Below are 14,664 nucleotides of genomic sequence, written 5' to 3'. Positions count from 1 at the left end.
GGGAAGAGCAAAAAGAATATGTGAGAGCGAAGCTTTCAGAAGAGAAAACGAGTGCCATCTATCGAAAACGCAAAATCGATGTGGAACCAGTTTTTGGATTCTTGAAGGCTAATTTGCGTTTTACTCGATTTTCTGTACGAGGAAAATCGAAGGTAGAAAACGAAATGGGTCTCGCGTTAATGGCAGTGAATTTAAGAAAATTCACTGCCATTAACTAAGGTAATAGAAAAATTAACACACAAATAGAGAAAGGTGAATTTGAGTACGCTCAAATTCACCTTTCTCATTATTTGAAGCTAGTTATGTCCCAGCCTCTTTTCTTTATGGATATTAGCGTGAATGGACTCTTTCTCCTTGTACCCACACCTCACGAATATTCTCTGGTCGAACATTATAGATGATTTTTTGAAAAATATCGTATAAATCTTCTGATGGATCAAAAATTGGGAGACGAGCAGTAGGAACTTTTGTATCAATAATTTGGACATCCCACGCATAATTCTCTTCAATCCTACCGATCGGAAGACTTAGACTTTCTCCTCCAACAGCCGTCGCCAAATAAAATGCCTCATTAATCGTAAGGCGAGAATTTGGCACCCCACGTTCTGTAGCTGGAAGGTCACCGTTCACGCCATCCTCTAGCATTCTAGAAGAAACTACTGCTTGTTTGGCATTATCATAGAGACTTGGAGTGGCACCTGCCGAAATATCAGTTCCAAGGCCAATGTCGATTCCAAGTGATTTAAAACGCTTGATAGGAATAACGCTATTCGCAAAATAAGCATTGGATAATGGACAATGTCCGATCGCTGTACCTGTTTTTGCAAATAGATCAGCATCTTGGTCGGATAAAAAATTACAATGAGCCATGACCGATTTATCGCCTAATAGGCCAAACTGGTGTAAGGCGAAAGCGTCATTTTTCCCATAACGTCCGTGAACATATTGGTGCTCCCAATCACTTTCACTACAATGGGACTGGATATGAGTATCGTATTTTTCTGCTAGTTCTCCTAAACCTTTTAAAGCCTCATCTGTACAACTTGGAATAAACCTTGGTGTCACAACAGGATATACCCCTTGTTTTACTGTTTCTCCTAAGTTTTTCACAGCAAGAATAAACTCTTCTGTATCTTTTAAGGCTGTTTTTGTATCGAAATCTCGATAGTAGTCTGGGTTTTGCTCCGGATCATCCATGACGACTTTTCCAACCAGTCCACGCTGTCCTTTTTTCGCACAGATTTCAGCAAGGAGAAGACTTGCTTCTTTGTGAACTGTTGCAAAATAAAGGGCTGTTGTTGTCCCGTTATTTAGGAGGGTTTGAACTAAATCTTCATAAACATTTGTGGCGAAGTCTAGATTAGAGAATTTCGCTTCCAGTGGAAAAGTATATGTATGTAACCAATCATGGAGCGGTCGATCAAGTGCGGTTCCAGATTGTGCCCATTGTGGAGCGTGAACATGTAAATCAACGAAACCAGGTAAAATATACTGGCCTTCCGATAAGCGATGGAAGTTCTGCGTATCTTCATATGAATCTAGTAATGTTGGATATTCCGCGCTATCAGGGGCTACGATTTTTTCGATCAAGCCATGTTCATTCACACAGAATAGATGGTCCTTCAAGATCGCTATTTGTTCGGAAGATTGACTTGTAAAAGCGGTGCCTAGGAAAATAAACGTATGTTCATTCATTTTTATCACCTTAATGTTCGTATTTTGGTTATATATTGGTCATTATATTGAAAAAAACTGGATGAGTCTATAAAAAATACGAATTATTTTTTGTGGTGGAAAAACCCTTGTCCCATCTGATGTTAGCACGACTTTTGTCCTAATATCCCTATCGAAACAGTGAAAATTCTCTTGCAATTGGGATAGGAGGTGCTATACTACAATCATCAAAAATATATTTCTATTTTTCATATAATCGTGGGGATATGGCCTACAAGTTTCTACCGGTTTACCGTAAATGAACCGACTATGAAAAGCGAAAGAGAAGATCGATCTTTTCTTTTTGTATTTCGACATTAAAGGCTCGAAGTACACTGCTTTTCTACCAAGTAGAAGGAGTGTGCTTTGAGCTTTTTTCATAGGGATTTGATTATATGAGAATCACAACAAGGAAGAGGAGATTGGATCAATGGAAAGTACTGCTAGAAAACTAGAAACAGAGGAAGTTAAGATTGAAAAAACGCAAGTCTCTACCATGCAGTCTATATTCTTAGGGCTTCAACATGTTTTAGCGATGGATCTCTTTATTCCGCCGATTATTTTAGCGGGATTATTATCGTTTTCTGTTCCTGATAGTGCACTACTCATTCAAATGACATTTATCGCTTGTGGACTTGCCACCATTATTCAAGCTGGATTTGCGATGAAGCTTCCAGTTATGCAGGGTCCATCATTCGTTCCATTAAGCGCACTTGCTGCAATTGGAACAACTTCTGGGATTGGAGCGATGATTGGAAGCTTGATTCCTGGTGCATTGATAATCGCTCTATTGGGTAATCCTCTCCGCGTGTTCAGTAAAGTGGTTCGAAAGTTCATACCGCCGATTGTAGCAGGTACGGTTATCGTTGTAGTGGGGATTTCTCTTATGCCGAGTGCGATTAATTCAATTTATACAGCTCAAGGGAGCTTTGGAACAAATATGCTTGTTGCATTAATCACAGCAGCAGTTCTTATTTTCTGTATGTATGTAGGTGAAAAAGCGAAAACGAAATTAAAATATATCAAAGTAGCAGCCGTTATCTTTTCTCTTGGAATCGGGTCTATCACCGCCTCATTCTTTGGATTAGTTGACTTCTCATCTGTTGGAACAGCTTCATGGTTTCAAATGCCGAGTATTTTTGCATTTGGAACACCAACATTTGAATTAGATGCCATTCTCATTATGTTGGCTATTTATTTTATCGTTACGATTGAAACAACAGGTACTTGGTTTACGGTTGGAAAAGTGACGGAAGAGGAGCTTACAGATAAGCGTCTAAATGGTGGAGCATTTGGTGAAGGCTTAGGGTGTTTCGTTGGTTCTTTCTTTGGAGGAACACCTGTAACAGGTTATTCCTCAAACGCAGGAATTATTGCGATAACTGGTGTGAAAAGCCGTAAGCCAATTATTGCTGGTGGGGTTATTTTACTTGTACTTGGCATGATGCCGAAGCTCATGAACGTGATTGCGAGTATCCCATCGGTCGTTATCAATAGTGTGTTTGCGATTCTTTGTGTGGTTATTATGATGAATGGTTTTAAGGTGATAAAAGAAGTTCCGTTTACTGAGAGAAATATGCTTGTGATTGGTATATCCATCATGGCTGCTATGTTTGCGGTATTAATGCCAGCTGACATTTTAAGCGGATTACCAAGCTTAGTGACGTATTTTATTTCATCAGGTACGGCGACTGGAGCGATTGTGGCATTGGTACTAAACTTAGTGCTGCCGCAAAAACGTGAAGATAGTAGCTTAGCAAGCGCACCAAGTGTAAATCTGAACTAGAAGGAGAAGATTTTAGATGCAGCAAGACCGCCTATGGAATGAGTGGCATCCAGTAAGTAAAGCCGCGGATTTATTGGACGATCCGAAACAAGTATTTGTCCTTGGAGAACGAGTGGTTATTTTTCGTAATGAAAAAGGGGTTCACGCCTTTAAAGATTTATGTATACACCGAGGAGCGGCACTTTCACTAGGAAAGGTTAAGAATGGCAATCTGGTTTGTGCGTACCATGCGTGGGAGTATGATTGTGTTGGGGCTTGTGTAAAAATTCCAGCATTGCCAAATGAACGACCGATTCCAACGAAGGCTAGAGCAACGGTTTATCATTGTCAGGAGCAATTTGGCTTAATTTGGGTCTGCTTGGGTGATGAGCCAGCGCCACTTATTTCATACCCTGAGTATGCGTTAGATGGTTACCATACTGCGATTTGCGGACCTTATGAAGTGAAGGCGAACGCACCAAGAATTATCGAGAATTTCCTAGATGTTTCCCATTTGATGTTTGTACACCAAGGGATGCTTGGAGACGAAGAGCATGCTCAAGTGTCGGATTACGAAGTGAAGTTTTTAGACAATCGCTATATTACGAGCAAAATCCCAGTATATCAACCAAACCCTGATGGACGGTCGAAGGGTGGATATGCGAATTATGTGTACGAAATCTTAAATCCAACAACAGCTCGTTTCACGAAAACAACGGATGGTTCGGATGAGGAATTCACCATCTTGGTTGCGGTGAATCAGGAAGATAACGAAAAATCAAAGGCATTTATGTTGTTAACACGAAACTATGATTTGGACAAGCCAGATGATACTTTTATAGAATTTCAGGATTTAATTTTTAATCAGGATCTCGATATTGTTGAGAGTCAAAAGCCTGAGCTTCTTCCATTAGATTTGCAAGCTGAATTGCACTTGAAGTCAGATGCACTCACGATTGCTTACCGTAGATGGTTGGATGAGTTGGGTGTGGAGAATGGCACGATTGCGATCAGTGAGGAAAAACGCAAAAGAAGAGCGACGGTAAAATAAATAAAAATGTGTCCCAGAATCGTCTGGGGCACATTTTTATATTAAGAAGGGATTTTTGGAGACAATCTTGAATAAGTACAGGAATTACACAGTTAGTGAGGATAATTTTATGGTTGAATGGCAGATAGCATTGGAAGACTTTATAAAAGAATGGAAGGATAGAAACGATGTAGTAGGCGCCCTTGTGTGTGGAAGTTACATTACTGGAAATCCATCGAAGCGTTCCGATATAGACGTACATATAGTTTTATCGGATGAGGTGGAGTGGAGAGAAAGAGGAAATCGAGCTATTCATGGTTTTCTGATTGAGTATTTTGCTAACCCACAAAGGCAGATTCGATTATACTTTCAAGAAGATTTTAATAGTCGTAGAACGATGTCGATGGTTCAGTTTATGACAGGGCGGATTTTATTTGATAAAACTGGCGTTATGAGCGAATTAAAAGCAGAGGCTAAGCAATGGTTGAAGAGAGAATATAGTGGTCTAAATTCGACGATGATTGAAATGAAAAAATACGGAATTTGGGATGCAATGGATAATCTGAAGGATTGTTTCGAACAGGAAAAAGAAGATTTTCATTTTGTTTATTATAATTTGCTAGCAAAATTATTTTGGGAGTATGGTCAGTTTTTGAACATAGAAACGATTCCTCATTATCAAATCATTTCTTATCTAACAGACCCGGCTTATTTGAAGAAATATTTGAAAACCGCCTTTCCGGACACCGAATTTAAAGTGGCTTTTGTAAAAGCGATGCAGCTAACGAATAGGCAAAAAATGATTGTGGCATATGAAGAACTATCAACTCATGTACTAACAAATATGGGTGGCTTTCAAATTGATGGTTGGAAGCTAAAAAGTGATGTTAATATATAAGAGGGACTAAGTATGAATTAGTATGTACTCCCGAAATGGAGCAGGACCAAAACATTGTTTTATGTATTGAATATATTCTCGAATTTATAGAGGATACTTGAATTTCGCGCTAGAAAAGGAGCAGGAACACCGTGATCACACAGCAAAGAAAGACCAATAAATGGTATACAACCATTCTAACTTTAACGATTTTGATTCCCATAGTTTATGTTCTCTATTTGTTGCTAATGGTTCAAAATGAGAATCAATCGATAGAGGAATTATTGAATACACAACCTATCTATGTTGTACTATTACTAGTAAGCTTTATTAACCCAATATGGGGACATTTCCTCAACCAAATTCCAAAAGAAGCACGAGTTAAAAAAGGGCGAGGGGATCGCTTCCTCAGTCTGATGCTGATTTCTCAGGTTGTTGTGGGAAACCTCATTATGGCATTTCTCGTTTTTATTACAAAAAGAAAGCTCCCACACACTTCAAATACGCAGCCGTTAACAGCATTTGAAAAAACAGTGGCGAGTATTTTACTTGTTTTATCCCTATTTTCGGGATTTGTTTTACTAAAATTAACTTTGTAAAAGGTGGTAGAATGAATGATGTTGTCAAAATTATTTGGAAAGAAAAACAATAAGGTTACAATTTTTTCACCAGTAGATGGAGAAATCGTTCCATTATCTGAAGTGCCAGACCCGGTTTTTGCTGAAAAAATGATGGGAGACGGAGTGGCAATTAAGCCTGCAAATGGCACAGTTGTTTCTCCGATTGAAGGAAAAGTAGTTCAAATATTCCCAACAAAGCATGCTGTGGGGCTCGAAACAAAGTCTGGTGTTGAAATCTTAATCCATATTGGGTTAGAAACCGTTGGTATGGAAGGTGAAGGCTTTGAGGCACATGTTGAAGCTGGCGCTACTGTAAAACCTGGCGACAAGCTCATCACTTTTGATCAGGCTCTAGTGAACGAAAAGGCAAAAAGTGATGTCATTCCGGTTATCATTACAAACACAGCTCAAATGAAAATGATCGAAAAAGTAGGAGCAAAATCTGTTCGCGCAGGGCAGGACGAAGTATTGAGTATTGAAGTTTAATCATTGATATGAAAAAAGAAGGTGTCCATTATTTGGATACCTTCTTCTTTGTTATGAATGTTGGACGCTTCTCTTTTTTCCTCTGTATATCTCTATTTCACTTTCGAGACCTTTTAGTAAAGAAAAGCACATGAAAACCAAGATTATTGCAAAAGGGAGAGCGGCAGCGATAGAGGCGGTTTGTAATACGTCCAACCCTCCGGCAATTAGTAACACGGCTGCCACAGCAGATTGAATAACACCCCATGTCATCTTGATCTTGTTTGATGGATTAAGGGTTCCACCTTCACTTAACATCCCCAATACAAAGGTTGCCGTATCTGCAACCGTAATATAATAGATGGCTATGACGGCAAATCCAATAATGCTTAATAGGGAACTCAATGGAAGTCGATCAAAGAATGTAAAAATCGAAAGGTTCACATTTTCTGCAATCTGTTTTGCCAACTCATGGTTCCCAGCAGCTTGAACAATCTCAAGAGCAGATCCGCCAAAAACAGACATCCACAGACATGTTCCAAGCGTTGGGAAAATCAATACGCCCACAACAAATTCCCTAATGGTTCTTCCTTTTGAAACACGGGCAATAAACATGCCGACAAATGGAGCCCAAGCAATCCACCATGCCCAATAAAACAAAGTCCATGAGGCAATCCATTCTCCTCCCCCAAAGGGATTTAGCCTTAAACTCATATGTAGAAAATCACTAATATAAAGGCCTGTCGTATGAAAAAAGACTTTAATAACAGTTAAGGCTGGACCAACAAATAAAATTAAAACCATGATTACAAGCGATAAAATGATCGCAGCATTGGATAAATATTTGATGCCTCGTTCTAATCCGGTATTAATCGAGATGATAAAAAGAACCGTTCCGACGATAATGACCACCAATTGTATGAGTAATGAATCTGGAATGCCGAAAATGGCATGCATTCCGGAGGTAATCTGCATAGCTCCAAGTCCCAAAGAAGTAGCGATTCCAAAAACGGTCGCAAAAATGGAAAGAATATCAATGGTTTTTCCGATCGGTCCATAAATTTTGTCGCCCAAAATGGGGTAGAAGGCTGAACTAATAGATGCTGGTAGCCTTTTATTATATTGAAAGAATGCAAGGGCGAGTCCAATGACCGTATATATGGCCCATGGGTGAAGTCCCCAATGGAAAAAGGTAAATTTCATAGCTGTATCGGCTGCATCAACTGTAAAACCTTTCCCATAAGGCGGGGTTGTATAATGAGTTACTGGTTCTGCGACGCTCCAGTAGACAATCCCGATTCCCATTCCAGCACCAAACAACATGGCAAGCCAGGAACCCGTACTGAAATCTGGTTCTTCATTTTTACGACCTAGGCGAATGTTTCCATACTTAGAGAACAATAAGTAGATTGAAAAAATAACAAAGAATAAAGTAGAGCCTAGATAAACCCATCCAAGATAATCAATGGAGCCGTTATAGACTGCGTTTGTGACCAGAGTAAGATTATCTGTAAAAAAAGCTCCCCAGACAATGAAAACGAGGGTGAGGAATAAAGAGAGAATAAATACACTATTTTCTTTGAATTTATTTATATTCATAGGGACCTCCATGGAAGAATGCTGTAGTTAAAATCAGTTATTGAATGGATTATATTGAAATTCCCACATATCGGTATTCATTAACTCCTCATGTTGTATTTCTAATCCACCACCAAGAAAGACGGTGTGTCCTCTAATGGCGACCACCATAGCTTCAATCAGCACATCATGATCCTTCTTTTTGTATACATCCCCTAATTGGACGGATAGGTCGCTGTATGGATGGATGATTTGTGTCTCAGTTTCGTCCAAGTTTTCATCAACACTCGCCATGTCTTTATAATCAATGGGATGGCTGTCAGGGGCACGGCCTGGCACCATCAATAAATACTCAGAATGCTTAATTCCGTTTAAATCACTTGTGATGACTCCTTTACTATCAATCTTTTCAACGGTTTCGATTTCATTTAAGGAATAGTGATCTAATGTATCTGGGACTGGATTATTTATTAAAATTAAATCGCCGGCTGCTGGCTTTTGGTTATTTCTTAATGTGTAGACCTTATGGTTAAAAATAAAGCTGTCGTCTTCTCGTGGAATGTATCGTTCAACACTCGCTGCATTCGTAATATGCTGCGATAGATCTCTGAGCTTTATAAGATGGATGGACAGTTTATACATTGGTTTTACCCCATATACCTTGTGTAGCTCATTGTTAAAGTATACAAATTGTCCTTTTCTTACTTGAAAAAGTTTCAAAGCTAAATCTCCTTTCAAACCTAAAATAGATTCGTAATGGTCACTTTCTTCTTTTAGGATGCCTAATTATTAGAAAAACATGATATGTGAAGTGTTAGTTCAACAGTGTTTTTTCAAGTAGTAGAATTAGCCGGGAAAATCTTAAGATTTAGTAGTCATGGCTTCAAAACTATCGAAATATCTTGCAATCGGTAACATAAGCTTAGAAGTGAAGTTTCGCAATGAGAGCTGAGCAATCAAATGGGGGGAAATAAATGAAGGTTGAATTTTTGAAAGGTGAAAGATTAGGAGACTTTGTAGAGTATTGCAGGATGCATCGAGCAAAACTTGATCATTCATTTTTGTACGATGAAGATTTGAATGATTTTGAACCGAATGCTGAAAATCCTGCGTATATTATTTCCAATTCACAAGGCGAGATAATAGCAGCCGTATCCCTTATCCTGGATGATTATAATAGGAGAGGTAAAAAAGCACGCTTTAGAATTTTTCACTCCGCCGTCAATGACGTTGCTTGTTATCAAATGCTTTGGCAAGCTCTTTTCCCACACACAATAGGACTTGAAAAGGTATTTCTTTTTATACCAAATGAAAATGCTATTTTAATAGAATTTATTAAGAAACTGAATTTCACCGTGGAGAGATACGCCTACCTGCTTTTAAGAGAAGACCTAGAAATACCCGGGTTGCGATTACCAGCGGATTATTCGATTCGCTCTTTTAGACCCGGAGTAGACGAAGCTAAATGGTGCGTAGTTCGGAATGCAGGGTTTGCTCAATTGCAGGGAAGTGAAACACCGATTACACCTGAAATGATTTCCGAAATGATTTCCAAGGAGGGTTATGTAGAAGGTGGAATGATGATTTTATTCCATCAGGATAGACCAGTAGGAATAGTGAATGGAGAGGCTGATGAATATGAAGATGTACCCGCCTTGCATATTGCCCAGCTTGCAATAATACCAGAATACCAAGGAAGAGGCTTTGGGAGAATGCTATTAAGAGCCGCTCTTCATTTTGCTAAAGAGAATGGTTTTAAAAGAACTACGTTATCGGTAAATGGAGAAAATGAGAGGGCGATATCCCTATATATACAGGAGGATTTCAAGCAAGCAGAAGCCTTTACGTGCTATCAATACGATTTACAACTATAGACGTTATTTTTTCCATGTGCTTAGCAAAAAAAGAATAATGAAAAACCACTCCATATGCATTGGTGAGTGGTTTTCTTGTTTTATAGGTTTATTTTCGACCGATCTGTATAAAACGACCGATTTTGTTAAGAATCATAAAATATAATAAAAAAATTAATAATAAACTATTTACAATAGTGTACGTAATACAGTATGATGAAATCAGGAGTTGATGTTATGAGTGATACAAATGAACATTTAGATAAACTAATGCAGGAATTAAGACGCGGCACACTGACAATTGGTGTTTTGAGTCAGCTTCATGAACCACAATACGGGTATTCTCTTGTGGCTTCGCTTGAAGAAAGGAATTTCCAAGTGGAAGCTGGAACTTTGTATCCTTTGCTAAGGAGACTTGAAAAACAAGGTCTTTTGGAAAGTAAATGGGACACAAATGAAACAAGACCCCGGAAGTACTACCTTTTGAGTGAAACAGGTAAAGAGGTTTTTGAGCAGCTTGTTGAAGAGTGGAAAAACATGGTCGGAAGTTTGGAGAATTTGCTTCAAAACAAAGGAGGGTCATAAAATGGAGTTAATCGAACGGTATATTTATGCAGTAACGCACCGTTTACCCCAATCTCAGCGAGAAGACATTGCAAAAGAGTTACGTGGATTAATTGAAGATATGCTCGAAGAACGAGGGCAAGAGGGTCATGTGACAGAAAAACAAGTGGAAGAAGTATTGTTAGAACTTGGTGAACCTCGGAAATTAGCAGAAAAATATCGAGGAACGAAGCGCTATTTAATTGGACCAGAATTATTTGATCATTATTTGATGGTGTTAAAAATTGCTTTAATTTCTGCAGGTGTAGTGATTGGAGCTACATTTATTATTCAGGTTACTTTGGATCCACCATCTATTTTAGACTCGTTTATTTCCTTAATTATCTCGACAGTAAATGGATTACCAATGGCCTTTGGTTGGACGACGTTAGTCTTTGCGGTGATTCAATTTGTCGGTACGAAACAGCTTAATGTGAATTTACAAGAAAAAAAGAGTTGGAAACCTTCTGATTTACCAGTCGTTCCTGATCCCAAAGGTCGTGTGAAGCGGGGAGATGCAATTGCAGGAATCGTTTTTTATACCATATTTATTGCGATTTTTGGATTTTCCAATGAGTATTTTGGTGTTTGGTTTTTCGAAGATGGAAAGTTTCATCATGTAATCCCATTTTTTAATGAAGATTCGTATGGTTACTACTTCTTGTTTATCGTGTTAATGTTTGGTTTCGGTATTATAAAAGAATGCCTGAAACTCATTTATGGAAGATGGACAATGAAGATTGTTCTATTTACAACCATCGTGAATATCATTTCCTGTATTGGGCTACTTTTTATTATTGCTGAGCCAGCCATTTGGAATCCAAATTTTATGAATCAGTTAGTAGAAAGCGGGTTAGTGGTTGCGCAAAGTGAGGCTTATGATGTAATAAGTTTTATTTGGGAAAAATCAACATTCTGGCTATTTATTTTATGGGTGTTCGGACTAGTTTGGGATATTGTTGATGGTTATATAAGGGTTAGAAGAAGCAAGCGCAGTGAATGATTTCCATTCATTGCGCTTTTTTTTCTTGATTGTTGATGTTCTAGTACAGATGAGAATTAATAGGCGGAGAATTTCCGGTTAATGTATATAGACGGGGCTCAAGAATCCGATATTAGCGGAGAAATTCCGACTAACTGCTCGAAATAAGTTCAAATCCAAAGATTTTGATACTATAAGCGTAAAAACTTCGCTAATTCTTAAGAAAATATTGGAATTTCCCTATATTAACGGAGTTTTTACGGCTATTTTTCAAGGTAGAACAGTAAATGCAACAGGACCTTTATTCTTTTGAACGGATATTCAGACACACCATGAATCTTGGCAGTTCGAGATATTTCTGATAAAATATTGGTTTGTGGCTCACCTAATTTTTTTGGGGAGAGCGGGTAGGGAGAGGGCTAATTGAATAGATAGGTATCATTTATGTTTAATCGATTTTTTCAGCTAGAAAAGAACGAGACAACTTTCAAACGAGAGATACTAGCAGGTGTAGTGAGCTTTTTTACAATCGTCTACATTATTGCGGTCAATTCACTTATTTTATCGGAAGCAGGAATTCCGCTTGAAGGAGCGATATTGGCAACCATTATTACCTCTTTTGTTGGCTGCTTGTTAATGGGATTTTGGGCAAATGCTCCAATTCTTCTCGTTCCAGGCATGGGTGTTAATGCGTTATTTTCTTACACGATTGTCCAATCCATGGGCATGTCATGGCAGGAAGCATTAGCAGTTGTCTTTGTTTCAGGCTTGATTTTCATGTTGGTTGCATTCTCGCGCTTTTCCAAAACCTTGAGCGAATCCATTCCACAATCGTTAAAAGAAGCGATTACGATTGGACTTGGTCTGTTCTTGATGCTCATTGGGCTTGAAAAGGGTGGAATCGTTGAAAAGGGGACAAACTCGATTATTGCGTTAGGAGAGCTAGGCGATCCTCAGGTACTAGCGACTGTATTAACTTTTCTTATTGCAATCATCTTGTTTATGCGCAATGTACCTGGAAACTTTTTGATTACGGTAGTCGTGGGAACAGGCTTAGCTTGGGCATTCGGTTTAATTAACTTTCAGCAATCGGAAGCAGATGCTTTCTCTTTATCTGATTACATGGGAGTTTTCGGTGCTTTCTCTTTTGATAATATCTTGTCATTAGGTTTTTGGATTGCGGTCTTTTCTTTAACGATGGTGCTCGTCTTTGAAAACATCGGATTGGTTCATGGGCATGTTTCTTTTATCAATCGTACGGATAAATTTAGTCGTGCTTTCCAGGCAAACTCGGTATCTGCTTTACTATCAGGCTTGTTTGGCTCTAGTCCAACGGTGTCAACGGTTGAAAGTGCAGCGGGAATGGCTGCAGGTGGAAGAACCGGTCTTACGACGGTAACGACAGGTATTTTATTTTTACTGTCGGCGTTTTTCATCCCAGTTATTAAGCTAATTCCGAATAGTGCAATTGCGCCCATCTTAATGATGCTCCAAAACATTCGCAATTTAAATTTGAGCGATTTAAGTGAAAGTTTCCCAGCTATCTTTATTATTGCGATGATTCCATTCACATATAGCATTGCAGACGGGATCGCGGTAGGTTTCATCCTTTATCCGATTCTAAAAATTGCAATCGGAAAAGCGAAGGAAGTCTCTGTCACTTTATATGTGATTGCTAGTTTATTTCTCTTTAATTTTGTTTTTCATGTACTAAGTTAAATATCAAAAACTCTCCCCAAAATCATTGAGGAGAGTTTTTTTGATCATTGCCAATTCGTATGGAATGCTCCTTTTACATCTGTACGTTCATAAGTATGAGCCCCGAAATAATCACGCTGTGCTTGAAGAATATTAGCATTTGAGCGTCCAGTGCGGTAGCTATCGTAATATGAAAGAGAAGAGCTTAAGCAAGGGAATGCAATCCCGGATTGAATGCCTTCACAAACGACCTTACGTAATCCGTTTTGGTAGTCTTTAATTTGTTCTGCAAAATATGGCGAGATCAATAAATTAGCTAGATCGGCTTGCTCTTGATAAGCCTCGCTAATGACATTTAAGAACTTCGCACGAATGATACAGCCACCACGGAAAATAAGAGCAATATCCTTCAAAGGTAAATCCCAGCCGTAAAGATCGGACGAGGTCTTATACTGAGTAAATCCTTGCGCGTAAGCACAAACTTTCCCCATATATAAGGCTTGTCTCACATAATCAATCCAGACATTTTTGTCTAAGCTAGCTTGCTCATGTTCAGGACCTGATAGGATCGACTGTGCTGCCACACGTTCGTCTTTAATCGCAGAAATGTAGCGAGCAAATAAAGATTCTGTAATGATGGAAGTCGGGATTCCGTTATCAATAGCTTGAATGCTCGTCCATTTCCCGGTTCCTTTTTGACCAGCTTTATCTAGGATTACATCGATGAGTGGTAAGCCCGTTTCTTCATCTTTTTTTCTTAAAATTTCAGCTGTGATTTCGATTAAATAACTCTGAAGTTCACCTTGATTCCACGTTTCAAAAATATCGGCAATTTCCTCAACCGATAAGTTCAATTTTTCTCGTAAAAAAGTATACGCTTCAGCGATTAGCTGCATATCTGCATACTCAATTCCATTGTGGACCATTTTAACAAAGTGTCCGGCTCCTCTAGGACCGATATACACACAGCAAGGGTCGCCATCCACTTGTGCAGCAATTTTCGTTAAAATTGGAGCCACTTTTTCATAAACTTCTTTATCGCCGCCAGGCATGATTGAAGGTCCTGTTAAAGCGCCAACCTCACCACCAGAAACGCCAATGCCTAAATAGCCGATTCCTTTTTCCTTTAGTTCATCGTAGCGACGTTCTGTATCTTCATAAAAAGAGTTCCCGCCGTCCATGATGACATCGCCTTCTTCAAGGTGGGGGATAAGTGAGCTAATAACCGAATCAATCGCTGCACCAGCCGTCACCATAACAAAGATTTTTCTTGGTATTTCTAAGGATTGTACAAAATCTTCTACCTCGTAATAGGGAGTAAGAGTTTGACCATCAAGCTTTGCGATAAGGTTATCAGTTAAATCTCGTGTGTAATTATAAACGGCTACCTGTTCACCGTTATTTGCCATATTTAAAGCAATATTGCCGCCCATAACTCCTAAACCAATAACACCAATTGAATTTTTCATTTGACATGCTC

At 38.8% G+C, this 14,664-nt stretch carries 14 protein-coding genes and 1 riboswitch; of the genes, 10 read left to right on the top strand and 4 right to left on the bottom strand.

The genetic code is table 11. The features are described from left to right. Positions 1-218 (top strand): transposase (locus tag FAR12_RS08855; RefSeq protein ID WP_143252520.1); only part of this gene is annotated, 218 nt, incomplete at its 5' end. A gap of 112 nt (positions 219-330) precedes the next feature. On the opposite strand, the gene guaD is transcribed toward FAR12_RS08855, so the two are convergent. Beyond that, on the bottom strand, positions 331-1,695 hold the full coding sequence (gene guaD / locus FAR12_RS08850) for a guanine deaminase (RefSeq protein WP_126408329.1): 1,365 nt from the start codon (positions 1,693-1,695) through the stop codon (positions 331-333). Between the two features lie 207 nt (positions 1,696-1,902). Then, positions 1,903-2,004: riboswitch (purine riboswitch) on the top strand. Between the two features lie 139 nt (positions 2,005-2,143). On the opposite strand from guaD, the gene FAR12_RS08845 reads away from it, so the two are divergent. The 5 genes from FAR12_RS08845 (at position 2,144) to FAR12_RS08825 (ending at position 6,491) form a co-directional block, all read left to right on the top strand. Then, on the top strand, positions 2,144-3,499 hold the full coding sequence (locus tag FAR12_RS08845; RefSeq protein WP_126408328.1) for a nucleobase:cation symporter-2 family protein: 1,356 nt from the start codon (positions 2,144-2,146) through the stop codon (positions 3,497-3,499). A 16-nt stretch (positions 3,500-3,515) separates the two neighbouring features. Then, positions 3,516-4,529 carry an aromatic ring-hydroxylating dioxygenase subunit alpha gene (locus tag FAR12_RS08840; protein WP_126408327.1) on the top strand — a complete coding sequence of 338 codons (1,014 nt, stop codon included), beginning with the start codon at positions 3,516-3,518 and terminating at the stop codon, positions 4,527-4,529. 67 nt (positions 4,530-4,596) lie between these two features. Next, positions 4,597-5,406: a nucleotidyltransferase domain-containing protein gene (locus FAR12_RS08835; RefSeq protein ID WP_246010351.1), complete on the top strand. Its 810-nt coding sequence runs from the start codon at positions 4,597-4,599 to the stop codon at positions 5,404-5,406. 131 nt (positions 5,407-5,537) lie between these two features. Then, complete coding sequence (locus tag FAR12_RS08830) at positions 5,538-5,984, top strand: hypothetical protein (protein ID WP_126408326.1); 447 nt, start codon at positions 5,538-5,540, stop codon at positions 5,982-5,984. Between the two features lie 18 nt (positions 5,985-6,002). Next, on the top strand, positions 6,003-6,491 hold the full coding sequence (locus FAR12_RS08825) for a PTS sugar transporter subunit IIA (protein ID WP_126408339.1): 489 nt from the start codon (positions 6,003-6,005) through the stop codon (positions 6,489-6,491). Positions 6,492-6,542: 51 nt separating this feature from the next. On the opposite strand, the gene FAR12_RS08820 is transcribed toward FAR12_RS08825, so the two are convergent. Together FAR12_RS08820 and FAR12_RS08815 are read right to left on the bottom strand one after the other, a co-directional pair. Further along, a complete protein-coding gene (locus FAR12_RS08820; protein ID WP_126408325.1) occupies positions 6,543-8,069 on the bottom strand; it encodes a glycine betaine uptake BCCT transporter in 1,527 nt (508 codons plus the stop codon). A gap of 33 nt (positions 8,070-8,102) precedes the next feature. Continuing rightward, complete coding sequence (locus FAR12_RS08815) at positions 8,103-8,768, bottom strand: hypothetical protein (RefSeq protein ID WP_126408324.1); 666 nt, start codon at positions 8,766-8,768, stop codon at positions 8,103-8,105. A gap of 254 nt (positions 8,769-9,022) precedes the next feature. On the opposite strand from FAR12_RS08815, the gene FAR12_RS08810 reads away from it, so the two are divergent. From FAR12_RS08810 to FAR12_RS08795, 4 genes are all read left to right on the top strand, one after another. Beyond that, positions 9,023-9,922 carry a GNAT family N-acetyltransferase gene (locus tag FAR12_RS08810; RefSeq protein ID WP_126408323.1) on the top strand — a complete coding sequence of 300 codons (900 nt, stop codon included), beginning with the start codon at positions 9,023-9,025 and terminating at the stop codon, positions 9,920-9,922. A 216-nt stretch (positions 9,923-10,138) separates the two neighbouring features. After that, positions 10,139-10,486, top strand: coding sequence for a PadR family transcriptional regulator (locus FAR12_RS08805; RefSeq protein WP_126408322.1), 348 nt, complete (start codon positions 10,139-10,141; stop codon positions 10,484-10,486). 1 nt (position 10,487) lies between these two features. Next, a complete protein-coding gene (locus FAR12_RS08800; RefSeq protein ID WP_126408321.1) occupies positions 10,488-11,507 on the top strand; it encodes an HAAS signaling domain-containing protein in 1,020 nt (339 codons plus the stop codon). A gap of 423 nt (positions 11,508-11,930) precedes the next feature. Beyond that, on the top strand, positions 11,931-13,205 hold the full coding sequence (locus FAR12_RS08795) for an NCS2 family permease (RefSeq protein WP_126408320.1): 1,275 nt from the start codon (positions 11,931-11,933) through the stop codon (positions 13,203-13,205). A gap of 44 nt (positions 13,206-13,249) precedes the next feature. Here the strand turns inward: FAR12_RS08795 and gnd are convergent, their stop codons facing one another. Next, positions 13,250-14,653, bottom strand: coding sequence for a decarboxylating NADP(+)-dependent phosphogluconate dehydrogenase (gene gnd / locus FAR12_RS08790; RefSeq protein WP_126408319.1), 1,404 nt, complete (start codon positions 14,651-14,653; stop codon positions 13,250-13,252). Positions 14,654-14,664: the final 11 nt, after the last annotated feature.

It is taken from the genome of Bacillus yapensis, from assembly GCF_005280205.1.
In the GTDB taxonomy this organism is placed as follows: domain Bacteria; phylum Bacillota; class Bacilli; order Bacillales; family Cytobacillaceae; genus Robertmurraya; species Robertmurraya yapensis.
This window is presented reverse-complemented; position numbering and strand designations above follow the sequence as displayed.